The 21,849-nt window shown below is 74.0% G+C and carries 20 protein-coding genes; 9 read left to right on the plus strand and 11 right to left on the minus strand.

Annotated elements, in window-relative coordinates; genetic code table 11:
• Positions 1-83 precede the first annotated feature (83 nt).
• The 3 genes from ACFPP6_RS00485 to ACFPP6_RS00495 are packed head-to-tail and all read right to left on the minus strand — an operon-like array spanning position 84 to position 3,708.
• Positions 84-2,183 carry a xanthine dehydrogenase family protein molybdopterin-binding subunit gene (locus ACFPP6_RS00485; protein ID WP_382035584.1) on the minus strand — a complete coding sequence of 700 codons (2,100 nt, stop codon included), beginning with the start codon at positions 2,181-2,183 and terminating at the stop codon, positions 84-86.
• Positions 2,180-3,181: an FAD binding domain-containing protein gene (locus ACFPP6_RS00490; RefSeq protein WP_382035587.1), complete on the minus strand. Its 1,002-nt coding sequence runs from the start codon at positions 3,179-3,181 to the stop codon at positions 2,180-2,182. Before ACFPP6_RS00490 ends, ACFPP6_RS00485 begins: the two co-directional genes overlap by 4 nt.
• Positions 3,178-3,708 (minus strand): 2Fe-2S iron-sulfur cluster-binding protein, encoded by a 531-nt coding sequence (locus ACFPP6_RS00495; protein WP_382035590.1) that lies wholly within the window; start codon positions 3,706-3,708, stop codon positions 3,178-3,180. The genes ACFPP6_RS00490 and ACFPP6_RS00495 overlap by 4 nt, the downstream gene beginning before the upstream one ends.
• Before the next feature lie 182 nt (positions 3,709-3,890).
• On the opposite strand from ACFPP6_RS00495, the gene ACFPP6_RS00500 reads away from it, so the two are divergent.
• Positions 3,891-4,685: an SDR family oxidoreductase gene (locus ACFPP6_RS00500; RefSeq protein ID WP_382035593.1), complete on the plus strand. Its 795-nt coding sequence runs from the start codon at positions 3,891-3,893 to the stop codon at positions 4,683-4,685.
• A 56-nt stretch (positions 4,686-4,741) separates the two neighbouring features.
• Here ACFPP6_RS00500 and ACFPP6_RS00505 read toward each other — a convergent pair whose 3' ends face one another.
• From ACFPP6_RS00505 to ACFPP6_RS00520, 4 genes are all read right to left on the minus strand, one after another.
• On the minus strand, positions 4,742-5,128 hold the full coding sequence (locus tag ACFPP6_RS00505) for a VOC family protein (RefSeq protein WP_382035596.1): 387 nt from the start codon (positions 5,126-5,128) through the stop codon (positions 4,742-4,744).
• Positions 5,129-5,317: 189 nt separating this feature from the next.
• Positions 5,318-5,911, minus strand: a complete 594-nt coding sequence (locus tag ACFPP6_RS00510; RefSeq protein WP_382036757.1) for an MBL fold metallo-hydrolase — start codon at positions 5,909-5,911, stop codon at positions 5,318-5,320.
• A 62-nt stretch (positions 5,912-5,973) separates the two neighbouring features.
• Positions 5,974-7,059, minus strand: coding sequence for an S-(hydroxymethyl)mycothiol dehydrogenase (locus tag ACFPP6_RS00515; RefSeq protein ID WP_382035599.1), 1,086 nt, complete (start codon positions 7,057-7,059; stop codon positions 5,974-5,976).
• Positions 7,060-7,174: 115 nt separating this feature from the next.
• Positions 7,175-8,059: a LysR family transcriptional regulator gene (locus ACFPP6_RS00520; protein ID WP_382035602.1), complete on the minus strand. Its 885-nt coding sequence runs from the start codon at positions 8,057-8,059 to the stop codon at positions 7,175-7,177.
• Between the two features lie 303 nt (positions 8,060-8,362).
• On the opposite strand from ACFPP6_RS00520, the gene ACFPP6_RS00525 reads away from it, so the two are divergent.
• Entirely contained in the window at positions 8,363-8,914 is a 552-nt protein-coding gene (locus ACFPP6_RS00525; protein ID WP_168096794.1) for a cupredoxin domain-containing protein, read from the plus strand.
• Positions 8,915-9,035: 121 nt separating this feature from the next.
• On the opposite strand, the gene ACFPP6_RS00530 is transcribed toward ACFPP6_RS00525, so the two are convergent.
• Positions 9,036-9,773: a dienelactone hydrolase family protein gene (locus tag ACFPP6_RS00530; protein WP_382035605.1), complete on the minus strand. Its 738-nt coding sequence runs from the start codon at positions 9,771-9,773 to the stop codon at positions 9,036-9,038.
• A gap of 200 nt (positions 9,774-9,973) precedes the next feature.
• Between ACFPP6_RS00530 and ACFPP6_RS00535 the strand changes: the two genes are divergently transcribed.
• Positions 9,974-10,633 (plus strand): TMEM175 family protein, encoded by a 660-nt coding sequence (locus tag ACFPP6_RS00535; RefSeq protein WP_382035608.1) that lies wholly within the window; start codon positions 9,974-9,976, stop codon positions 10,631-10,633.
• A 308-nt stretch (positions 10,634-10,941) separates the two neighbouring features.
• Here ACFPP6_RS00535 and ACFPP6_RS00540 read toward each other — a convergent pair whose 3' ends face one another.
• Positions 10,942-11,460, minus strand: coding sequence for a hypothetical protein (locus ACFPP6_RS00540; RefSeq protein ID WP_382035611.1), 519 nt, complete (start codon positions 11,458-11,460; stop codon positions 10,942-10,944).
• 150 nt (positions 11,461-11,610) lie between these two features.
• Between ACFPP6_RS00540 and ACFPP6_RS00545 the strand changes: the two genes are divergently transcribed.
• From ACFPP6_RS00545 to ACFPP6_RS00565, 5 genes are all read left to right on the plus strand, one after another.
• Positions 11,611-12,363: an HAD family hydrolase gene (locus ACFPP6_RS00545; RefSeq protein WP_382035614.1), complete on the plus strand. Its 753-nt coding sequence runs from the start codon at positions 11,611-11,613 to the stop codon at positions 12,361-12,363.
• Positions 12,360-14,744, plus strand: coding sequence for a glycoside hydrolase family 65 protein (locus tag ACFPP6_RS00550; RefSeq protein ID WP_382035617.1), 2,385 nt, complete (start codon positions 12,360-12,362; stop codon positions 14,742-14,744). Before ACFPP6_RS00545 ends, ACFPP6_RS00550 begins: the two co-directional genes overlap by 4 nt.
• Before the next feature lie 58 nt (positions 14,745-14,802).
• Positions 14,803-16,041, plus strand: a complete 1,239-nt coding sequence (locus tag ACFPP6_RS00555; RefSeq protein ID WP_382035620.1) for a MalY/PatB family protein — start codon at positions 14,803-14,805, stop codon at positions 16,039-16,041.
• A 126-nt stretch (positions 16,042-16,167) separates the two neighbouring features.
• On the plus strand, positions 16,168-16,605 hold the full coding sequence (locus ACFPP6_RS00560; RefSeq protein WP_382035623.1) for an Rrf2 family transcriptional regulator: 438 nt from the start codon (positions 16,168-16,170) through the stop codon (positions 16,603-16,605).
• Between the two features lie 42 nt (positions 16,606-16,647).
• The gene (locus ACFPP6_RS00565; RefSeq protein WP_382035626.1) at positions 16,648-17,655 is read left to right on the plus strand and encodes a quinone oxidoreductase family protein; all 1,008 of its coding nucleotides are present in this window, start codon (positions 16,648-16,650) and stop codon (positions 17,653-17,655) included.
• 18 nt (positions 17,656-17,673) lie between these two features.
• Here ACFPP6_RS00565 and ACFPP6_RS00570 read toward each other — a convergent pair whose 3' ends face one another.
• The gene (locus ACFPP6_RS00570) at positions 17,674-17,877 is read right to left on the minus strand and encodes a cold-shock protein (protein ID WP_382035629.1); all 204 of its coding nucleotides are present in this window, start codon (positions 17,875-17,877) and stop codon (positions 17,674-17,676) included.
• Between the two features lie 286 nt (positions 17,878-18,163).
• On the opposite strand from ACFPP6_RS00570, the gene ACFPP6_RS00575 reads away from it, so the two are divergent.
• Entirely contained in the window at positions 18,164-19,282 is a 1,119-nt protein-coding gene (locus tag ACFPP6_RS00575; RefSeq protein WP_382035632.1) for a GNAT family N-acetyltransferase, read from the plus strand.
• 275 nt (positions 19,283-19,557) lie between these two features.
• On the opposite strand, the gene ACFPP6_RS00580 is transcribed toward ACFPP6_RS00575, so the two are convergent.
• Positions 19,558-21,780, minus strand: coding sequence for a HelD family protein (locus ACFPP6_RS00580; RefSeq protein WP_382035635.1), 2,223 nt, complete (start codon positions 21,778-21,780; stop codon positions 19,558-19,560).
• Between the last annotated feature and the right edge of the window lie 69 nt (positions 21,781-21,849).

A 21,849-nucleotide genomic window follows, 5' to 3' on the forward strand; every position in this document is an offset into this window, starting at 1 on the left:
CACCGCAGGCGCTGGGTCCCGGCCGCACAGGCGGTCGTCGCCGGACTCGCACGGACTTCCCGGCGGTCCGGGCGGCCGCCGGGCTAACCGGCCGGCGGGCCCTGTTCCAGGCCGGCCAGGACCTTCTCCGGCAGCACGGGAAGGTCGCGGACTCGCACCCCCGTCGCGTGGTGCACGGCGTTCGCGATCGCCGCGGCGGTGCCGACGATGCCGATCTCCCCGATGCCCTTGCTCCCCATGGGGTTGAGCCACGGGTCGTGCTCGTCGATCCAGTGGGCCTCGACGCCGCGGGCGTCCGCGCACGTCGGCACGTGGTACGAGGCGAAGTCCCGCTCCGCGAAGTCGCCGAAGCGGGCGTCCATCGTGCTGCCCTCCATGAGGGCCATGCCCACCCCCATCGTCATGGCCCCGATGAACTGGCTGCGCCCGGTGCGGGCGTTGAGGATGCGCCCGGCGGCGAAGACGCCCAGCAGCCGGCGGACGCGCACCTCCCCGGTGTCGGTGTCGACCGCCACCTCCGCGAACTGCGCGCCGAAGGCGGCCTTCGCGTGCGGCGGGTCGGAGGCGATGTCGTCCTTGGTGTCGGCCGTGGCGGTCAGGCCGTCCGGCGGCAGCGTGCCCCCGCGCTCGTCGATCATCCCGTTGAGCGCGCGGCAGGCCTTGTGCACGGCCCATCCCCACGAGGCGGTGCCGGCGGAGCCCCCGGCGAGCGAGGCCGCCGGCAGCTCCGTGCTGCCGATCTCGACGGCGACCACGTCCGGCGCGACGCCCAGCGCCTCGGCCGCGATCTGCGCCAGGACGGTCCGCGCCCCCGTGCCGATGTCGGTGGCGTTGACCCGCACCAGGTAGCGCCCCGCCCCGGTGACCTGCACCTGCGCCGTGGAGGGCATGAGGAAGACGGGGTAGAGGGACGACGCCACCCCCGAGCCGATCAGCAGGCGGCCCTCGGTGCGCGAGCGGGGCCGCGGGTCGCGGGCGTCCCACCCGAAGCGGCGGGCCCCCTCGCGCAGGCACTCCACCAGGTGCCGGCTGCTGTACGGCTTTCCGCTGTCCGGCTCGGTCGCGGTGTCGTTGCGGACCCTCAGTTCGACCGGGTCCACCCCGGCGGCGCCGGCGAGTTCGTCCATCGCGCACTCCAGCGCGAACATCCCCGAGGCCTCGCCCGGCGCCCGCATCCACGACGGGCTCGGGACGTCCAGCGCGGCGACCCGGTGCGTGGTGCGGCTGTTGGGGGACACGTACATCACGCGCGAAGGGGCCGCCGCCTGCTCCACGAACTCGCGGACGGTGGACGTGTGGGTGGTGACCTCGTGCGCGAGCGCAGTGATCACCCCGTCCTCGCCCGCGCCGAGCCGCAGGCGCTGGACGAGCGGCGGCCGGTGGCCGACCACGGCCGCGAGCTGCGCGCGCGGCAGCACGGCCTTCACGGGCCTGCCCGTGTGCCGGGCGGCCATCGCGGCGAGGACGATCTGCGGGCGCGGCGTGCCCTTGCAGCCGAAGCCGCCGCCCACGTGCTCGGCGACGACCGTGATCCGCTCCTCGTCCATGCCGAACAGGGCGGCCAGGGTCTCCCGGACGGCCGTCGTGCCCTGGCAGGAGTCGTGGGCGAAGAGCCGGCCGTCCTCCCAGCGCGCGGTCGAGGCGTGCGGCTCCATCGGGTGGTTGTGCAGGCCCGGCAGCGTGTACGTGGCGTCGATGCGGACGGGGGCGCGCTCGTAGGCGCCGTCGAAGTCACCGCGCTCGCGGCAGGCCGGGAGGCCCGCGTTGACCACCTCGGGGACGAACAGGCGCGGATGGTCCGGGGTCAGCACGGCGTCGTGCTCCTCGGTCGCGTACGCGACCCGCACCGCGGCGGCCATGGCGCGCGCCGCCTCCGGGGTCTCGGCGACCGTCAGCGCCACGTACCAGCCGCGGTGCGGCACCCGGTCGTTCTGGAGCACGAGCAGGGTGCGGTCGTCCACGTCCTTCAGGCGCGGGGCGTTCTCGTGCGTGAGCACGGCCAGGGCGCCGGGCTCGGCCATGGCCTCCGCGGCGTCGACCGACAGGACCCGGCCGAGGGGGACCGCGGCGGGCACGGGCCAGGCGTACGCGGTGCCGGGCGGGGTGTGCTCGGCGGCGTAGCGGGCGGACCCGGTGACCTTCTCGCGGCCTTCGAGACGGACGGGGCCGGGGACGCCGCTCATGAGACGGTCCCTTCCCCGCCCGGCGCGGCGAGCCCGGCGAGCACCCGCACGGCCAGGTTGCGGGCCAGCCGCACCTTGAAGGCGTTGTCGCGCAGCGGCTCGGCGGCTGCCAGCTCGGCCTCGGCGGCCTCCGCGAAGGACTCCTCGGTGGCCGGGGCGCCGCGCAGCGCGTCCTCCGCGACGCGCGCCCGCCAGGGCTTGTGGGCCAGGCCGCCGAAGGCCAGGCGCACGTCCTCCACCCGGCCCGCGCGGACGTCGAGGGACGCGGCTACGGAGGCGAGCGCGAAGGCGTACGACGCGCGGTCGCGCGCCTTGCGGTAGGCGGACCGGCCGGGCGGCGGCGCCGGCAGCTCCACCGCGACGACGAGTTCGGCCGGCCCGATGACCGTGTCGCGCGAGGGATCGTCCCCGGGCAGCCGGTGGAAGTCGCGGAGCGGGACGGCGCGTTCGCCGCCGGGCCCGCGCAGGTGGACGACCGCGTCGAGCGCCGCCAGGGCCACGGCCATGTCCGAGGGGTGCGTGGCGACGCACTGCGGCGAGTGGCCCAGGACCGCGAGATCGCGGTGCACCCCCTCGCGGGCCGGGCAGCCGCTCCCCGGCACCCGCTTGTTGCACGGCTTGCCCACGTCCTGGAAGTACAGGCAGCGGGTGCGCTGGAGGAGGTTGCCGCCCGTGGTGGCCGTGTTGCGGATCTGCCCGGATGCGCCCGCCAGCACCGCCTGGGACAGCGCGGGGTAGCGCGTCCGCACGGCCGGGTGGGCGGCGAGGTCGCTGTTGCGGACGTTGGCCCCGATGCGCAGCCCGCCGCCCGGCGTCTCCTCGGTCTCCGTGAGCGGCAGGCGGCTGACGTCCACCAGCAGCCCCGGGGTGGCGACGCCCAGCTTCATCAGGTCGACCAGGTTGGTGCCGCCTCCGAGGAACGCGGCGCCGGGGGAGGCCGCGAGGGCGGCGATCGCCCCGTCCACGTCGTCGGCGCGCGTATAGGCGAAGGCCTTCACCGCGCCACGTCCCCGATCGCGGCGACGATGTTCACGTACGCGCCGCAGCGGCACAGATTGCCGCTCATCCGCTCGCGGATCTCGTCGGGGGACAAGGGGACGGGCGCTCCGGGCGGTGCCGCCGCCAGGGGCGTCACGTGGGAGGGTGCACCCTCGCCCGCCTCGGCGATCATCCCCACCGCGGAGCAGAGCTGCCCCGGCGTGCAGTAGCCGCACTGGAAGCCGTCGTGTTCGAGGAACGCCTCCTGGAGGGGATGCAGTGCGTCCCCTTCGGCCAGCCCCTCCACGGTGGTGATCTCCGCGCCGTCGTGGGCGACGGCCAGCAGCAGGCAGCTGTTCGCCCGCCGTCCGTCGACGAGCACCGTGCACGCCCCGCACTGCGCGTGGTCGCACCCCTTCTTGGCCCCGGTGAGCCCCAGGTGCTCGCGCAGGGCGTCGAGCACGGTCGTCCGGTGGTCGAATTCCCTGTGGTGCGCGACGCCGTTGACGTGCAGGGTCACGGGGGAGGTGGTCTGCGGTGCGGCCACGGTGCCTCGCCTTCACTGGTTCCCTCCGGCACCGTCACGAGGTCCCCTCTCCGCCTCCGCGTAAACGCGCGGGGCCGGCACTGCACCCGTTCGGTGCAGCCGCGGCCTCCCGGCGCGGGAATGAAACGATCATGGGCGGTGGTTCGGGCCAGGAGAGTCCGCGACCACCGGAAGGCGCCCGCATGACCAGCTCGCATTCCCCCGCTTCCGCCTCTGCCTCCGCCCCCTCCTCCGCCCCTGCAACGACACCTCCCACCGCCGCTCCGCTCACCGGCCGTGACGTCGTCATCGTAGGCGGCGGGTCGGGCATCGGCCTGGAGGTCGCGCGGCGCGCGGTCGCGGCCGGCGCGCGCGTCGTGCTCGGCGGGCGGAACGAGGACAAGCTCGCCGCGGCCGCGCAGTCCCTCGGGGACCGGGCGGGCTGGGCAGCGGTGGACACCACCGACAAGGAGTCGCTGGCCCGCTTCTTCGACGGCGTCGACCGGATCGACCACCTCTTCACCCCGGCCGCCTCCTACCGGGTGGGCCCCATGCTGGAGTTGAGTGACAGCGACGCCGAGAGCCCGTTCGTGTCGAAGTTCTGGGGCCAGTACCACGCCGTCAAGTACGCGGCGCCCAAGCTGACGCAGAACGCCTCCGTCGTGCTGATGTCCGGCGCCGCGAGCGTACGCCCCCCGGCCGCCGCACCCGCCTACGTCGCCTGCAACGCGGCGATCGAGGGGCTCGGACGCGGGCTCGCGGTGGAGCTCGCGCCCGTGCGCGTCAACGTCGTCTCGCCCGGCACGGTCGACGGCAACCTGTGGGCGCAGCGCCCGGCCGCGGTGCGCGAGGCGAGCTTCGCGCAGTACGGCAGGGACAGCCTGCTGCACAGGCCCGGGACGGAGGGCGAGATCGCCGACGCGGTGCTCTTCCTCTTCACGAACACCTTCATGACGGGCTCGGTGCTCTACCCGGACGGCGGGTACGCCCTGCGCTGACGCGGAGGGGCCCCGGGCCGTTCCCCGGCCCGGGGCCCCTTTCCGTTCTCCCGGTGCTACGAGCCGCTTCCGTACGGGCGGGTGAGCACTTCGAGGTAGTGACCGGACGGGTCGGGGAAGTAGACGCCCCGTCCGCCGTCGTGGTGATTGATCTCGTTGGGCCGCGTGCGGTACGGGTCGGCCCAGTACGGCACGCCCGCTTCCTTGATCCGGGCGAAGATGCCGTCGAAGGACTCCTCCGGGACCAGGAACGCGTAGTGCTGCGGGACGATCTCCGGCTGGTCGCTGGTGGCGAAGTCCAGCGTGACGCCGTTGCCCGTGACCACGGGGGTGAAGGGCCCCATGTCGGGCGCGACCTCGAGGCCCAGGATGTTCGCGAGGAACGCGGCGGACTCCCGCTTGTCCCGCGAGTGAACGATGGTGTGATTCAACTCGACTGACACGATGCAATGCCTCCACAGGCATCTCCCGGACACCGGCCGCGTTCCACCCGGATGGTGAAGGCGCCCCGATGCCCGGGATAGACCGTAATCGGCCGCCCTGCACGGTGTCATCGGGCTTTGGACCTACTCCGGGAGACCGGCCCGCAGACCGGCCTGGGACCGGCCCGGAGACCGGTCAGGCGGCCCGGGTCAGTGCCCGCGCGCGATCCACTCCGGCAGGGCCGGCGCCTCGCCGTCGACCGTCGTGCTCTCCCCGTGGCCCGTGCGCACCACCGTGTCCGGCGGCAGCGACAGCAGGCGCTTGCGGATCGAGTCGATGATGGTGGGGAAGTCCGAGAAGGACCGGCCCGTCGCGCCCGGACCGCCGTGGAAGAGGGTGTCGCCGGTGAAGACCGTGCCCAGCGCCGGCGCGTACAGGCAGACGCCGCCGGGGCTGTGGCCGGGGGTGTGCAGCACCTTCAGCTCGACGCCCGCCACGGACAGCACCTGGCCGTCCGTCAGGTCCCCGTCGGGCGCGGTGTCCGGGTGGGTCCGGTCCCACAGCATCCGGTCGTCCGGGTGGAGCAGGACCGGAGCGCCCGTGCGCGCCGCGAGCTCCGGCGCCGCGTCGATGTGGTCGTTGTGCGCGTGGGTGCACAGGATCGCGACCAGCCGGCGGTCGCCGACCGCCGTTGCGATCGCCTCGGCGTCGTGGGCCGCGTCGATGACGACGGCCTCCCGGTCGTCGCCCACGATCCAGACGTTGTTGTCGACCTCCCAGACGCCGCCGTCCAGGGCGAACATGCCGGAGGTGACGAGGTGTTCGATGCGGGCCTTGCCGCCGTCGGGTGCCGTCTCCGCCGCGCTCACAGCAGCACCACCGAGCGCAGCACCTCGCCCTTCTCCATCCGGTGGAACGCCTCCTCCACCCCGTCCAGCGCGATCGTCTCGCTGACGAACGCGTCGAGGTCGAGGCGGCCCTGCAGGTAGAGGTCGATCAGCATGGGGAAGTCACGGGAGGGCAGGCAGTCGCCGTACCACGAGGACTTCAGCGCGCCGCCGCGCCCGAAGACGTCCAGCAGCGGCAGCTCCAGCTTCATCTCCGGCGTGGGCACGCCCACCAGCACCGCGGTCCCGGCCAGGTCACGCGCGTAGAAGGCCTGGCGGTAGGTCTCCGGGCGGCCGACCGCGTCGATGACGACGTCGGCGCCGTTGCCTCCGGTCAGCGAGCGGATCGCCTCGACGGCGTCCGTGGAGGAGGAGTTGACGGTGTGCGTGGCGCCCAGGGCCTTGGCCTGCTCCAGCTTGGCGTCGGAGAGGTCCACCGCGATGATCTTCGCGGCGCCGGCCAGCCGGGCCCCGGCGACCGCGGCGTTGCCCACGCCGCCGCAGCCGATGACCGCGACCGAGTCGCCCCGGCCCACCTGACCGGTGTTGATCGCCGCGCCCAGGCCGGCCATCACGCCGCAGCCCAGCAGGCCGGCGGCCGCGGGCGCCGCGGCGGGGTCGACCTTGGTGCACTGCCCGGCGGCCACCAGCGTCTTCTCCGCGAACGCCCCGATGCCCAGCGCGGGGGAGAGCTCCGTGCCGTCCGTCAGCGTCATCTTCTGCTTCGCGTTGTGCGTGTTGAAGCAGTACCAGGGGCGGCCGCGCAGACACGCCCGGCACTGGCCGCAGACCGCACGCCAGTTGAGGATCACGAAGTCGCCCGGCGCCACTTCGGTCACTCCGTCACCGACCGACTCGACCACACCGGCGGCCTCGTGGCCGAGGAGGAACGGGAATTCGTCGTTGATCCCGCCTTCCCGGTAGTGCAGGTCGGTGTGGCACACCCCGCACGCCTGGATCTTCACGACGGCCTCGCCCGGTCCCGGGTCCGGGACGAGGATCGTCTCGACCCGCACGGGATCGCCCTTGCCTCGTGCGATGACACCGCGTACTTCTTGCGCCATGGGGGTGCTGCCTTTCTCGGTGGTCGGATCTTGTGGTCGGACCGCCCCCCACTCTGCGCGGGAATCCGGACGGTGTCCAACATCCCCGACCGATCACATTCAGCAGTTCTCCTGATCAGTCGGCAGTTCCCTGATCAGTCATGGCCAGCAGCGCTCGGGCGGCCGCGGTCGGCTTGCCCGCCGCCGGCACGGCCACGGCCACCTTCCACAGCGTCGGCCCCTCCAGCGGCACCGCACTGAGCCCGCGCGCCTGCTCCTTGACCGTCACCGGACGCGGCACGACCGCCGCGCCCAGGCCGCGCGAGACGAGGTCGAGCAGCGTATAGACGTCGTTGACCTGCAGCGCGACCTTCCGGGCCACGCCCGCGTCGGCGAACGCGAGGTCCGCGGCCCGGCGGGCGCCCCAGTCCGGGTGGAGGTCCACGAACACCTCCCCGGCCAGCCGCGCCAGGGGCACCGGCCCGCTGAGGCCGGCCAGCGGGTGGTCCGCCCGGCACAGCAGCATCAGCGGCTCCTCCGCGACCGGCCGCAGCCGCACCCCCTCGTGGAAGCCGTCGTGCACGACGAACGCCACGTCGAGCTCGCCGCGCCGCACCTGCTCCAGCAGCCGGCCCGAGCCCGCCTGCTCCATGTGCACCTCCACCTGCGGGTGCAGCGCGTGGAAGGAGGCCAGCAGCGCGGCCGCGTCCACCGTGCCCATGCACTGCTCGGTCCCCACCGAGAGCGTGCCGCCCATCAGCCCCTGCACCGCGGCGACGGCCTCCCGGGCCGCCGCCGCGCACGCCAGCGTCCGCCGCGCCTCCACCAGCAGCGCCCGCCCGGCGTCCGTCAGTCCCACGCGCCGCGTCGTGCGCAGGAACAGCTCGGCGCCCAGCTCCCGTTCCAGGGCCCGCACCGAGGCGGACACCCCCGACTGCGCCACCCGCAGCCGTTCCGCCGCGTGCGTGAAGTGCTGCTCCTCGGCGACGGCGACGAAGTGTTCGAGGTGTCTGAGTTCCATGATTCAGCATCGTAGGTGCTGGATCACGGGCTCCCCGCGGGGCCCTCGCAGGCCGTGCCCGGGGCGCGTGCCCCCGGCAAAGCCGGTCTGGCCGATAGAGGGCCCTCCGGTGCGGCAGGCCGGCCATTCGAACGCCCCGTCACACCCGTCCCGACAGCACTTCCAGGCCAACTCCTGCACCTGCGGAACCGATGACTCCCAGCCCACACCTGCTCCGGAGGCCTCAGCGGCCTTCTCGTGGGTGGCCGGTCCTGCACCTGCGGTGCAGTCAGGACGTGACGTGCCTGTCTACTCTCCCGGGCCATGCGCAGATCACTGTTCGGACGCCTCGGGCTGTCCGCCACTCTCGCCTCTGTCGTCGCCCTGCTGGGCATGGCCCAGCCGGCCTCCGCCGCCGACACCCCTCCGATGACCGTCACCGTCGACAAGGCGTCCGCGACGCCCGGGTCCACGGTGAGCATCACGCTCAAGTTCACCAACGACCAGTCCACGAACACGCAGTTCGTGTACCAGTCCATACAGCCGACGTGGAGCACGTCGCAGGACCCCGCGCTGAAGTACGCGTTCGCCTCCTGCACCGGCGACGTGACCAGCTGCAACGTCACGGGCAAGCAGAGCGGCTCGATGAACTACGCCGTGCCGATCCTCCCCGGCGCCAGCCGCACCGTGACCCTGACCTACAACGTCGCCGCGGACTCGGCCTGCGGCCCGAGCCGCCGCATCGAGTTCTACACCTACCTGTACTACGAGTACCAGGGCGGTCAGGCCAAGAAGGACGGCGTCAACTCGGTCGGCACCGACATCGCCTGCAACACGTCGGGGACCCTCGGGAAGGCAGCAGGCGCCGGGCACTGAACCACGCTGGACCCTCGCTGCACGAAGCCGTAGGTCCGGCCCGGCCAGGAGCGCGCCCTGGCCGGGCCCGGGCGGGCCCCGCCCCCGGCCGCCCGCCGGTCCGCCGCCGGTCGGCCCCGGGTCAGTCCGCGGCCAGGTGCTCGGCGAAGAACGCCTCGATGCGCCGCCAGCCGTCCGCGGCCGACGCCGGCTCCGGGCCGATGCCCATGACCGCGCGCATCACCGGCCGCATCAGGAGCGGCACGTTGTCGGCGTGGTTGAAGAACGAGTGCCCGGCATCCGGGTAGACCTTGACGTCGTGGGGGACGCCCGCACGCTCCAGCGCCTCCCGGAGCGGGTCCGCGTGGCCCCGGAAGGCCCGGTCCTTCGCGCCGTAGCTGGCGATCACCGGGCACGCGCCCCGCATCGCCGCCTCCAAGTCGTCCGGCGGCCGCCCGTAGTTGGCCGAGGCCGCGTCGTAACCGCCCCGGCCCGCCAGGACGAGTGCGAAGCCGCCGCCCATGCAGAACCCGATGACCCCGACCTTGCCCGTACAGCCGGGGTCGGCCAGCAGCCGCTGCCGGGCGGCCTCGATGTCCCCGTACACCGGGCCGTGGCCGGACATCAGCGACCGCATCGCCGGAACCAGGCAGCGGTAGGGGGACCGGCCGCGGTAGAGATCGGGCATCAGCGCCAGGTAACCCGCCTCGGCCATCCGTTCGTTGAGCCGGCGGTTGACCGCATCGGCGCCCGCCGCCTCGAAGAGGACGACCACGCCCGGCCGGGGTTCCTCCCCCGGGGGCCGCGCGAGATGGCCATGGAGCCCGGGGGCTCCGCCGTACCGGACGCTGAGCTCGGACAGGTCGATGAGTTCGGACATCTCATGACGCTACGTCAAGGAACTTTGCCTCCGCCATCGAACACCGGCCGTATCCGCGGCGGGGGGGGGGAACCCTGATTCTTGAACGTACCCCGATGCCATCCCCGGACGGGGGGCCCGAGGGGGCCACTGCTGAGATCGGGTGACGGCGGTGCGTGGCCGCGGGGCGCCCAGGGTGCTCGTCTCCTACCGTGACGGGCATGGCGGTGAGCGGTGCGGACGGTACGGCGGACGCCGGCGAGGGGCCGGGGGTGGAGAGCCCGGATCGGCTGGCCGCTCTGTCGGACGGGATCTACGCGATCGCGATGACGCTGCTGGTGCTGGACGTCTCCGTCCCCGGCGGGCTGAGCAGGGCGGGTTTTGAGCACGAGATGCACCAGGTGTGGCCCAAGCTCGGTGCCTACGCGCTGAGCTTCGCCGTCCTGGCCGCCCTCTGGCGCGATCAGCGGCAGATCCTCAACCACGTGCGGCGGGCCGACATCCTGGTGGTGCGCCTGACACTGGCCGGCCTCGGCGCGGTGGCGCTGCTGCCGTTCCCCACCGCCTTGCTGTCCGAGTACGGCGGTGCGGAGCCGGAGGCCGTGGCCACCTACGCCGCCACCATCGCCCTGATCAGCCTGCTGCACCTGGCGCTGTTCCTCACCCTCTGGCGACGCCCGCGCCTCCGGGCCCGGCCGGTCGCCGACCACGTCGGCTGGACCACCGCCATCGAGCTCGGCGCGGTCGTGGTGATCTGCGCGGCGTCCGTGGTGCTGGCCTTCGCCGTCTCCCCCCGGGCAGGACTGGTGACCTGGCTTCTGTCGATCCCCCTCAAACACGTCGTCCGCTGGGGCAGCCGGGCCTGCCACCGCGTGCGCTGACGATCTCACGGGCTTCCGCGATGCGCGGGACGGTGCGGAGCCCGGGAGTTCGGAGCCGCCCGTTCCCGACGCAGCGGATGGCACGGTCTCGCCCCTCTCCGAACAGCTCGACACTGCCGGAGTACGGGGCGAGGCCATCAGTGCGTCATGGGTCGCGATGGGTCGGGCAACTGGAGAATGGCCCCCTCGCCCCGGGCGGAGCAGGCAGCCTGTGAGCGCGCCGGATCCAGGCCGCGGGGCGGCGGCTGCGGTGCCGCGGCGCCGGGACGGACCAGGCACCGGGCACCGGACCCCCGCCCCGCCTGCCGTCAGACGCCCTCGGCAGGAGCCTCGTTCCAAGCCCCCGTGACCGCCGCGACGACCACCGAGCCGATGACGATCAGACGGTGGGTCAGCGCGTCGAGCTGCTGGCGCTGGGCGGGCGGGAGGTGCCAGTCCTCCCACCACGTGACCTGCTCCTGCGTGCGCGGCGCGGGCGACTCCGACGCCCACGCCTCGCGCAGGTGCGCGGCGAGCGGCGCCACGGCGCGGGCGTGCTCGGCGTAGGCGGAGATCAGGGCCGTCATGTGACTGGTCGGCAGGTGGGCGTACCACTGGTCGCGGACGTTCTCGGCGAGGGCCGCCACGTCCTCCAGCCACAGCACGTGCTGGGTGATCCACCCCTGCGGGTCGGTGCTGCGCGGCATGTCCGGCAGCAGGCGCGGCTCGACCGCGTCGCGGTGGGCGAGGAAGGCCCGGCCGAGGGCCAGCTCTTCCTCGTGGGGGATCCAGACGCGCTCGCCCAGGGCGACCGCGGCGGCATCGACAGCATCAACGGGATGGGTCATTTGATCACTTTACGGGTCTGAACGGAGCACTCCGCACGCGCCCGCCCGGGCGTACACGGCCTTCGGGTGGACGGGAGCGGCTGCTGGGCGACGGGCGCAAGCGAGTGTATGCGCCGGGCGCGCGCCCGTCCGACGGGGCATCATGGCCGCATGACGAGCCTCGGCCTTCCCGAGTCCATCCGCGCCTGTCTGTTCGACCTGGACGGGGTGCTCACGCGGACGGCGACCGTGCACGCGGCCGCCTGGAAGGAGATGTTCGACGCGTTCCTCGAAGCGCGCGACGGGGAGGGCTTCCGCCCGTTCGACGCGGTGGAGGACTACGACCGGTACGTGGACGGCATGCCCCGGGCCGACGGCGTGCGTTCGTTCCTCGCCTCGCGGGGTATCCGCCTGCCCGAGGGAGAACCGGACGACCCGCCGGAGCGGGACACCGTCCAGGGCCTCGGGACCAGGAAGAACGCGATCGTCCTCGAGAAGATCAAGGAGATGGGCGTGGAGGCCTTCGAGGGCTCGGTGCGCTACGTGCACGCCGCCCGCGCGGCCGGCCTGCGGCGGGCCGTGGTCTCCTCCAGCGCCAACTGCCACGACGTGCTCGTGGCGGCGGGCATCGACGACCTGTTCGAGGTGCGGATCGACGGCGTGGTCGCCGCCGAGCGGAAGCTGCCCGGCAAGCCCCGCCCGGACACGTTCCTGGAGGCGGCGCGGGAGCTCGGGGTGTCCCCGGCTCAGGCGGCCGTCTACGAGGACGCGCTGGCGGGCATGGAGGCGGGCCGGGCGGGCGACTTCGGCTACGTCGTCGGCGTGGACCGCGTCGGCCAGGCCGAGGCCCTGCGCAGCCACGGCGCGGACGTGGTCGTCCAGGACCTGGAGCAACTGCTGGGAGAGGCGGGCGAGCACACGTGATCACCCATCCGGCCTACGCCGTCGAGCCGTGGTGCCTGCGCGAGACCGAGCTCAATCTGGAGGTGCTGCCGCAGAGCGAGTCCGTCTTCGCCCTGGCCAACGGCCACATCGGCTGGCGCGGCAACCTGGACGAGGGCGAGCCGCACGGCCTGCCGGGCTCGTACCTGAACGGGGTGTACGAGCTGCGCCCGCTGCCGTACGCGGAGGCCGGCTACGGCTATCCGGAGTCGGGGCAGACGGTCATCGACGTCACCAACGGCAAGGTGGTCCGGCTGCTCGTCGACGACGAGCCCTTCGACCTGCGCTACGGCCGCCTCCTGCACCACGAGCGGGTGCTGGACTTCCGCACCGGCCTGCTGCACCGCACCGTGGAGTGGACGTCGCCCTCCGGCCGGACGGTGCGGGTGCGCTCGACGCGACTGGTGTCCTTCACCCAGCGGGCGGTCGCGGCCGTGGCCTACGAGGTCGAGCCGGTCGACGACGAGGCGCGGATCGTCCTGCAGTCGGAGCTGGTGGCCAACGAGCAGCTGCCCCGCGCCGGCGGGGACCCCCGGGTGGCGGCGGTGCTGGAGTCGCCGCTCGTCCCGGAGGAGCACTCGGCCGAGGAGGGCGTGCTGCGCCTGGTGCACCGGACCCAGCGCAGCGGGCTGCGGGTCGCGACGGCCGCCGTCCACGCCGTGGGCGGCCCCGAGGAGACGAAGACGTACTCGAAGAGCAGCGCTGACCTCAGCCGGTACACCGTCACCACGGTGCTGCGGCCGGGTCAGCGGCTGCGGCTGGAGAAGACCGTCGCCTACGGCTGGTCGAGCACCCGCTCGCTGCCGGCGATGCGCGACCAGGTGGACGCGGCCCTGGCGGGCGCCACGAGCACCGGCTGGCGGGGGCTGTGCGCCGAGCAGGAGCAGTACCTGCACGAGTTCTGGGAGCGGGCGGACGTCGAGGTCGACGGCGACGCCGAGATCCAGCAGGCCGTGCGGTTCGCGCTGTTCCACGTGCTGCAGGCGGGGGCGCGCGCGGAGTGCCGGGCCATCGCCGCGAAGGGGCTGACGGGCCCGGGCTACGACGGCCACAGCTTCTGGGACACGGAGACCTTCGTCCTGCCGGTGCTCACGTGCACCGCGCCCCTGGCGGCGGCGCAGCCGCTGCGGTGGCGCCACGCCACCCTGCCCGCCGCGCTCAACCGGGCCCGGCAGCTGGGGCTGAACGGCGCGGCGTTCCCCTGGCGGACCCTCAACGGCGACGAGTGCTCGGCCTACTGGCCGGCGGGCACGGCGGCGTTCCACGTCAACGCCGACATCGCGGACGCCGTGGTGCGCTACCAGCTGGCCACGGGCGACATCACCTTCGAGCGGGAGGTCGGCCTGGAGCTGCTGGTCCACACGGCACGGCTGTGGCGCTCCCTGGGCCACCACGACCACCAGGGGCAGTTCCACATCGACGGGGTGACGGGCCCGGACGAGTACAGCGCCGTCGCCGACGACAACGTCTACACGAACCTGATGGCGCAGCAGAACCTGCGGGCCGCGGCGGACGCGGCCGAGCGCCACCCCGACCTCGCCTCGGGCTTCGGCGTGGACGACGAGGAGACGGCGGCGTGGCGGGACGCGGCGGCGCGGATGAACCTGCCGTACAACGAGGTGCTCGGCGTCCACGAGCAGTCCAACGGCTTCACGGGCCACCAGGTGTGGGACTTCGCCGGGACCGCTCCCGACCAGTACCCGCTGATGCTCAACTTCCCCTACTTCGACATCTACCGCAAACAGGTGATCAAACAGGCGGACCTGGTCATGGCCATGTACCTGCGCGGGGACGCCTTCACCGACGAGCAGAAGGCCAAGAACTTCGCCTACTACGAGCCGCTGACGGTGCGCGACTCCTCGCTGTCCGCGTGCGTCCAGGCCGTCATGGCGGCCGAGGTGGGGCAGCTGCGGCTGGCGTACGACTACCTCGGCGAGGCCGCGATGATGGACCTGTCCGACCTGGAGAGCAACACGCGCGACGGCCTGCACATCGCCTCGCTCGCGGGCACGTGGATCGCCCTGGTCGCGGGCTTCGGCGGGCTGCGCCACTGCGACGGCTCGGTCGGCTTCGCGCCGCGGCTCCCCGAGCAGCTGGGCCGGCTGGCGTTCACGGTGCAGGTGCTGCAGCGCCGGCTGCGCGTCGAGATCACCGGGCAGACCGCGACGTACGAGCTGATGGACGGCGACGCCCTGGAGGTCGAGCACTACGGGGAGCCGATGACGCTGAAGCAGGGCGCGCTCGTGAGCCGGAAGGTGCCGGACGTCCCGGACACGCCCGCTCCGGCGCAGCCCGCGGGACGGCAGCCGGCGCACCGCGGCTGGGCGGCGGGGCGGCAGGAGGGCGGGGCGGCGGAGATGTGAGCGCCCGGCTCGAATGCCCCACTACCGGCCCCGCCCCCGCGTTCGGACAATGATCTGCATGTCCGATGACTGCGAGTCCGAAGCCCGCGTGTTCGATGTCCCGGCATCCGGTGCCCCCGCGTCCGGTGTTCCCGCGTCCGGCGAGGAGGGCAATCCCCTGCGCCGGCTCTCCCTCGACGAGCTGCGGCGCCGTACGAGCGCGAAGTGGCGCGCTTATCCGCCGGACGTCCTGCCGCTGTGGGTGGCCGAGATGGACGCGATGCCGGCCGGCGCGGTGGCGCGTGCCCTGACCGGCGCCCTCGCCCTGGGCGACACGGGATACCCCACCGGGTCGGGCTACGCCGAGGCCCTGGACTCCTTCGCCAGGAAGCGCTGGGGCTGGGACGGCGTGGTGCCGGAGCGCACGGCGACCGTCGCGGACGTGATGCGCGGCTCGGTGGAGATGCTGAAGCTCGTGACCGGCCCGGGCGACGCGGTCGTCGTCAGCCCTCCCGTGTACCCGCCGTTCTACGGGTTCGTGGAGCACGAGGACCGGCGCGTGGTCGAGGCCCCGCTGGGCGAGGACGGGCGGTTGCGCACGAGCGCCCTGGAGGCCGCGTTCCGGCGGGCGGCCGCGGGCGGGCGGCGCGCCGCGTACCTGCTGTGCAATCCGCACAACCCGACCGGTGCGGTGCACACCCGCGCCGAGCTGACGGCGGTGGCGGAGCTCGCGAACGCCTACGGGATACGCGTCGTCGCCGACGAGATCCACGCCCCGCTGGTGCTGCCCGGCGCGGAATACGTGCCGTACCTGTCGGTGCCCGGTGCGGAGAATGCCTTCTGCCTGCTGTCCGCCTCCAAGGCCTGGAACCTGGCGGGCCTCAAGGCGGCCGTGGCCGTCGCGGGCCCGGCCGCGGCGGACGACCTGGCCCGGCTGCCCCGGATCGTCAGCCACGGCCCCAGCCACTTCGGGGTCGTGGCGCACACCGCGGCGCTGCGGGGCGGCGGCGACTGGCTCGACGCCGTCCTGACGGCGCTGGACGAGAACCGGCGCCTGCTGGGCGAACTGCTGGAGCGGCACCTGCCGGAGATCCGGTACCTGCGCCCGGAGGGCACGTACCTGGCGTGGCTGGACTGCCGGGCGCTCGGGCTGGGCGACGATCCCGCGGCCTTCTTCCTGGAGCGCGGCCGGGTCGCGCTGAGCGGCGGCCTCCCCTTCGGCACCGGCGGGGCGGGCCACTTGCGGCTGAACTTCGCCGCCTCGCCCGAGGTGCTCACCGAGGCGGTGCGCCGGATGGCGGCGGCCGTGGGTCGGTGAGGGGCGGGCCCCGGGGCGGGCGCCGACCGGGGCCGGCGGAAGAGGATCTTGACAACCCCGGTGTCGTAACTGAAATAGTTACACCGCCGGGGCCGGAGAACCGCCCGACGAGCCGAGGAGGATGCGATGGCCGCGAACAGCAGGCTCACCGTGGCCGTCCACGTACTGACCTGGATGGCGCTGGTGAAGGGCCGCGGCCGGGACGTGGTGACGTCGGATCAGATCGCCGACAGCGTGAACACCAACCCGGTGGTCATCCGGCGGAGCCTGGGCGAGCTGCGCAAGGCCGGCCTGGTGGAGGCCCTGCACGGGGCCGGCGCCGGCTGGCGGCTGCTGCGCGAGGCGGACGCCATCACCCTGCTGGACGTCTACCGGGCGGTGGAGACCGAGCCGCTGTTCGCCCTCCACCGGGCGGAGCCCAACCAGAAGTGCCCGGTCGGCGCGGGCATCCGGCCGGCCCTGGAAGAGGTCTACGGCGGGGCCGAGGCGGCCGTGCACGGCGCTCTCGGCGGCACCTCGATCGCCGACGTCCTGCGGGGCACGCTGGCCGGCCGGGCCGGCTGAGGGCCGGAGCACCGGCCGCACACGAACGGACCAGGGAGACTCATGCGCGCGATCCAGTACGACAAGCACGGCGGCTACGACGAACTCCGGCTGGTCGACCTGCCGGTGCCCGAGCCGGCGCCCGGGCAGGCCCTGGTCCGCATCACCTACGGCACGGTCAGCCCGCTGGACGACACCGTCCGGGCCGGGCGGATGTCACCGGACCTGCACAAGCCGCTGCCGATCGTGCCCGGCGGGGCGGCCGTCGGCGTGGTGGCCGACCCGGGCACGTCGGGGCTGGCCGCGGGCGCCCGGGTGACCGTCACCGGGCAGGGCCGCGGCCTGAGCGTGGACGGCACCTGGCGCGAGTACGTCGCCGAGTACCCCGCGGACCTGTCGCCCGTCCCCGACGGGGTGACGGACCGGCAGATGGCGGCGCTGCAGGCGGGAGCCGGGCACGTCACCGCCTACCTCGCCCTGACCGAGCTGGCCCGGATCCGCCCGGGGCAGAGCGTGCTCGCCCCGGGCATCGGCGGGGCGGTGGGCATGGGGACCGCCCAGGTGGCCGCCGAGCTGGGGGCGTCCCTGGTGATCTCCACGGCCGGCAGCACCGCCAAGGCCGAGCGGGCCCGCGCGGCCGGCTTCGCCCACGTCGTCGACCTCTCCCGCGAGACCCTGCGCGAGGGCGTCGCGCGCCTGACCGGCGGCAAGGGCGTGGACGTCGTCGTCGACGGCGTCGCCGGGCCGCTGCTGGGCGACGCCCTCGCCTGCCTGTCCCGGGGCGGGAACTACGTCTCCGTGGGCTACGCCGGGGGCACGCGCGGCACCGTCGACGTGACGGACCTGATCTGGCGGACCGCGCGGGTCCACGGCTACATGTTCAACATGTTCCCGCCCGCGACGGCGGCCGCGGCGCGGCGCACGGTGACCGGCTGGCTGGCCGAGGGCCGCTTCGACCCCGTCGTCGCCCGGGAGTTCCCCCTGGAGGAGGCCGCCCGGGCGCAGCGTCACCTCATCGAGGACCGGCCGTTCGGACGCGTCCTGCTGAGGGTCGCCGGAGACGGCCGGTAGGGCCGGGGGCGCAGCCCCTCACTCACGGACGACGTTCTCCGCCTGGGGCCCCTTGGGGCCCTGGGTGACGTCGTAGGAGACGCGGTCATCCTCCTGCAGTTCCTTGAAGCCCTGCGTCTGGATGGCCGAGAAGTGGACGAACACGTCGGGGCCGCCGTCGTCCTGCTGGATGAAGCCGAAGCCCTTCTCCGCGTTGAACCACTTCACCTTGCCTGTTGCCATGAGATTCCAGTCCTTCGTCCTGCTTGCACGGTGCGTCGGGCTCGACGCGCCGGCCGCGGCCGGTCACCTCCGGCCCGGTCCCTCACCTTTCCCCTCCCGACGGGCGGAGATGCCCTCCGTTTCCCTCTCTTCACCCCTTCGGAGGGAATGCCGCCGCTTCCCGTCTCCCGTCCTCGTTTGCCCCCATTTGGCGGCACGGTGCCGCTATATTCGACGACCGGGAGCGATACGGGCGGCGACGGCCGGTGCTCCGGGTGTCCGTGACCGCAGCGGCGGAAAGGACCAAGTGATCGGCTCGTACGCGTACGCATCACTGCCGGAAGCGACCGCGCGCCATCCCCTGGCCCCGGCGCGCGGCCTGTACAGCAGCGACTCCTGGCTGGAGCTGCTGCACGGGCACGGCCACCGGTACCGCTGGCTGCTGATGTGCGCCCGGGAGCGCGCCGCGGCCCTGATCCCCCTCACCGACGGCCCGGCGGTGCAGACCGCGCGCTACCACCCGGGCTTCCTCCTCCACGGGCGGCTCCCGGCCGAGCGCTGCGTCGTCGCCGGGCCCCGCACGGGCTACCTCAACGAACTGCGCTACGGGCCGGAGAGGCTCCCGGCCGACGAGGTCGCCGAGGGCCTGCTGGCCCCCGGCGAACGGGAACCCGCACCCGAGGCCGCCCTCCTGCCGTACCTGCCGAGCGGGCCCGCGGCCGCCTTCGAGACGGCGGGCCATCCGGCCGGCCTCATCGCCTGGGACGCCTGGCTCGACGTTCCCGGCACCGGCTTCGACGGCTACCTCGCCGGGCTGGAGAAGACCCACCGCAATCAGGTGAAGGACGACCTGCGGCGGTACACCATGGCGGGCGTCGCCTTCTCCGCCCGCCCGCTGACCGGCCCCGACGACGACACCGGCGACCTGCTGGCGCTGCACGAGCGCATGTACGGCTCCGTCCACGACCGGCCCGGCTCGCGCTTCTCCCGCTACCTGGCCCGCTGCGCCGAGCTCCCCGGCGCCTACGTCGTACGGGCCCGGCTCGCGGGCCGCACGGTCGGCTGCCACCTGGTCTTCCACTACCGCGACGTGCTGTGGGTACGGCTGATCGGCGTCGACGAGTCCCGCCCCGGGACGCGCGGCTGCTATTTCGGCCTGATGTTCTACGAGCCGCTCCGGCTCGCCCACGAGCTGGGGGCCCGCGCCGTGCACCTCGGCATCGGCACGTCCCGGGCCAAGTCGCGGCGCGGCGCACGGCTGGAGCCCCTGTGGACGGTGGCCGTTACCACCGGCGGCCGGGTGCGCGACCGGGCGCGGGAGGGCCTCGCCGCACGGGCCCTGGACCTGCCGGACCCCGCGCCCGAGGGGGACGGCCCCGCGCCGGACTCGCCGTCGGCGTGGGTCCGGCCGTCGTGGGCGGGGTGACGGGCGGGCACCCTTTCTGCCCTGGTGCTGCGGCATCCGGATCCGCCGCCGCGGCGAGCGACCCCCACGGCGGCGTCCGGCGGTGCCGGGCCGTCCTCGGCCGGAGGCCGGTTCGGCACCTCCGGTCCGCTGGGTGGGGGTTGCTCGCCGTCGCGGCGGCGGGCGGCCCGTGCGGGGTTCAGGGTGCGGGCAACTTGCCGGTGTCGGCGCCCGGGTACTTGGTTCCGCCGCCCCGGCGAGCAACCCCCGCGGCGGTGCCGCGCCGGCCCAGTGGGTCAGTGCACGGGCACCACGGTGTCCAAGCCCTCCGGAAGCGTGCCCGTGTGCACGATCCCGAGGCGTTGCGTCGCCCGGGTCAGGGCCACGTACAGGTCGCTCAGGCCGAATTCCGCCGGTTCCGCCACGATGACCGCGTCGAACTCCAGGCCCTTCGCCTGCCGCGGGTCCAGGAGGACCACCGGCCGCGTCAGGTCCGGTGACGGACCGTGGGCGGCGTCCGGGAGGGCCGCGGAGAGTGCCGCGTGGTGCGGGCGCGGTGCGATGACCGCCAGCCGGCCCTCCTGCGGGAGCTCCTTCGCGACGGCCTCGGCGACCGCGCCCGGGAGGTCGCCGGTGTGCAGCGCCCAGGGGCGCACGTCCGTGGAGCGGATCGAGCGCGGGGGCTCGAAGGACGGGTCCGCGGACCGCAGGACGCCCGCCGCGACCTCCATGACCTCGGCCGGCGTACGGTAGTTGACGCCGAGCCGCACGTGCTCCCAGCGGTCCCCGACGTACGGTTCGAGGACGGTCCGCCACGCGCCGCAGCCGCCCGGCTCGGACGTCTGCGCGGGGTCGCCGACCAGGGTCATCGAGCGGGTGGGGCACCGCCGCATCAGCAGCCGCCAGGCCATCGAGGACAGCTCCTGGGCCTCGTCCACGATGATGTGGCCGAAGGCCCACGTGCGGTCGGCGGCGGCGCGCTCGGCGGCGCTGCGGTGGTCCTCCTCCTCGTGCCGTTCGGCGAGCCGCTCCGCGTCGACGAGGTCGTGCGCGGCCAGCACCTCGGAATCCTCATCCTCCCGGTCCTCGAACTCCTGGGTGCGGGAGCCGTAGGACATGTCGAGCACGCCCTGGGCGTAGGCGACCTGCCGCTGCCGCTCGGCCTCGGCGGCGGCGCGGGCGGCCGAGTCGTCCTCGCCGAGCAGCTCGGCGGCCTCGTCCAGCAGCGGGACGTCGGCGGGCGTCCAGGCGCCGCCCTCGCGCCGGATGGCCGCCGCGTCGGCCCCGGGGAGGTGGACGGGGTCGGCGAGGTAGTCCGCGATCAGCTGCTGAGGCGTGAGGGCGGGCCACAGCTCCTCGATGGCCGCGTGCACCGCGGCGCTCGCGGCGATGGCCTTCCCGAGCTGGGCGATGTCGTCGGGGCCCAGGAAGTTCGGCCCGCCGAAGGGGTCCGCGCCTATGCGGTCGGCGAGCTGCCGGGTGAGCGCGTCGATGACATGGAAGGCGAAATAGGGGCGGGCGAGGTTGTGCGGCAGGTTCGTGGCGCGCGCGTGGTGCCGCGCGTCGGAGGCGATGTCCGCGTCCAGGTGCAGCTCGCCGTCCTCGTGGTCGATGACGGTCACGGGGCCGGGGAGGGTCTGCCGGTCGCGGACGTAGGCGGCCAGGGCGCCGGCCATCGCCGCGCCGCCCTTGACCTCGGCGGCCCGCGGCGTGTCGGTGCCGGTCGCGGTGACGCCGGGGAAGAGCTCGCCGGGGGTGGCGAGCAGCACGCCCGTCTCGCCGAGCGAGGGCAGCACCTCCCCGATGTAGCCGAGGAAGGCGGGGTTGGGGCCGACGATGAGCACGGCGCGCCGGGCCAGCTGCTCGCGGTGGGCGTACAGCAGGAAGGCGGCGCGGTGCAGGGCGACCACCGTCTTGCCGGTGCCGGGCCCGCCCTCGACGACGAGGACGCCGCGGTGCGGGGCGCGGATGATGCGGTCCTGTTCGGCCTGGATGGTCTGCACGATGTCGTGCATCCGGCCGGTGCGCGCCGCGTCGAGGGCGGAGAGCAGCACGGCGTCGGCGTCGGAGCCCTCGTGCCCGGTGCGCTCGGTGTCGGTGAGGTCGAGGATCTCGTCGTGCAGGGCGGTGACGCGGCGGCCCTCGGTGGTGATGTGCCGCCGGCGGCGCAGCCCCATGGGGGTGTGCCCGGTGGCGAGGTAGAACGGGCGGGCGACCTCGGCGCGCCAGTCGATGACGAGCGGGGTGCGCTCGGCGTCGTCGCGCCGGATGCCGATGCGGCCGATGTGGTGGTCGCGGCCGTCCCGGAAGGCGAGCCGGCCGAAGCACAGGCCCCGCTCGCCGGCGTTGAAGGCGGAGAGGAGCCCGGACTGCTCGGCCACCATGACATCGCGCTCCAGCCGGGCCTGGAAGGTGCTGCCGCCCTGCGCCAGGGCCTGCGCCACCGCCGTCTCGGCTCCGGCGCGCAGCTCGGCCAGGCGTTCGTGGAGCAGATCGATGAATTCTTGCTCGTTGCGCATGTCCGCGATTGACAATTCAGCTCCCGCCGGGGTACTATGACTTCATAAGGCTTCCCCCTGCCCTGATTT

The sequence above is a fragment of the Streptomyces aureoversilis genome (assembly GCF_042657885.1).
In the GTDB taxonomy this organism is placed as follows: Bacteria; Actinomycetota; Actinomycetes; order Streptomycetales; family Streptomycetaceae; genus Streptomyces; species Streptomyces aureoversilis.

What these genes read in the sequence shown, in the direction of transcription:
- ACFPP6_RS00555 (WP_382035620.1), top strand. Translation starts at nt 14,803, where the DNA reads ATGTCCGATGACTGCGAGTCCGAAGCCCGCGTGTTCGATGTCCCGGCA.
- ACFPP6_RS00510 (WP_382036757.1), bottom strand. Translation starts at nt 5,911, where the DNA reads ATGTTCGCCCTGGACGGCGGCGTCTGGGAGGTCGACAACAACGTCTGG.
- ACFPP6_RS00525 (WP_168096794.1), top strand. Translation starts at nt 8,363, where the DNA reads ATGCGCAGATCACTGTTCGGACGCCTCGGGCTGTCCGCCACTCTCGCC.
- ACFPP6_RS00545 (WP_382035614.1), top strand. Translation starts at nt 11,611, where the DNA reads ATGACGAGCCTCGGCCTTCCCGAGTCCATCCGCGCCTGTCTGTTCGAC.
- ACFPP6_RS00540 (WP_382035611.1), bottom strand. Translation starts at nt 11,460, where the DNA reads ATGACCCATCCCGTTGATGCTGTCGATGCCGCCGCGGTCGCCCTGGGC.
- ACFPP6_RS00570 (WP_382035629.1), bottom strand. Translation starts at nt 17,877, where the DNA reads ATGGCAACAGGCAAGGTGAAGTGGTTCAACGCGGAGAAGGGCTTCGGC.
- ACFPP6_RS00530 (WP_382035605.1), bottom strand. Translation starts at nt 9,773, where the DNA reads ATGTCCGAACTCATCGACCTGTCCGAGCTCAGCGTCCGGTACGGCGGA.
- ACFPP6_RS00565 (WP_382035626.1), top strand. Translation starts at nt 16,648, where the DNA reads ATGCGCGCGATCCAGTACGACAAGCACGGCGGCTACGACGAACTCCGG.
- ACFPP6_RS00500 (WP_382035593.1), top strand. Translation starts at nt 3,891, where the DNA reads ATGACCAGCTCGCATTCCCCCGCTTCCGCCTCTGCCTCCGCCCCCTCC.
- ACFPP6_RS00485 (WP_382035584.1), bottom strand. Translation starts at nt 2,183, where the DNA reads ATGAGCGGCGTCCCCGGCCCCGTCCGTCTCGAAGGCCGCGAGAAGGTC.
- ACFPP6_RS00560 (WP_382035623.1), top strand. Translation starts at nt 16,168, where the DNA reads ATGGCCGCGAACAGCAGGCTCACCGTGGCCGTCCACGTACTGACCTGG.
- ACFPP6_RS00580 (WP_382035635.1), bottom strand. Translation starts at nt 21,780, where the DNA reads ATGCGCAACGAGCAAGAATTCATCGATCTGCTCCACGAACGCCTGGCC.
- ACFPP6_RS00520 (WP_382035602.1), bottom strand. Translation starts at nt 8,059, where the DNA reads ATGGAACTCAGACACCTCGAACACTTCGTCGCCGTCGCCGAGGAGCAG.
- ACFPP6_RS00515 (WP_382035599.1), bottom strand. Translation starts at nt 7,059, where the DNA reads ATGGCGCAAGAAGTACGCGGTGTCATCGCACGAGGCAAGGGCGATCCC.
- ACFPP6_RS00535 (WP_382035608.1), top strand. Translation starts at nt 9,974, where the DNA reads ATGGCGGTGAGCGGTGCGGACGGTACGGCGGACGCCGGCGAGGGGCCG.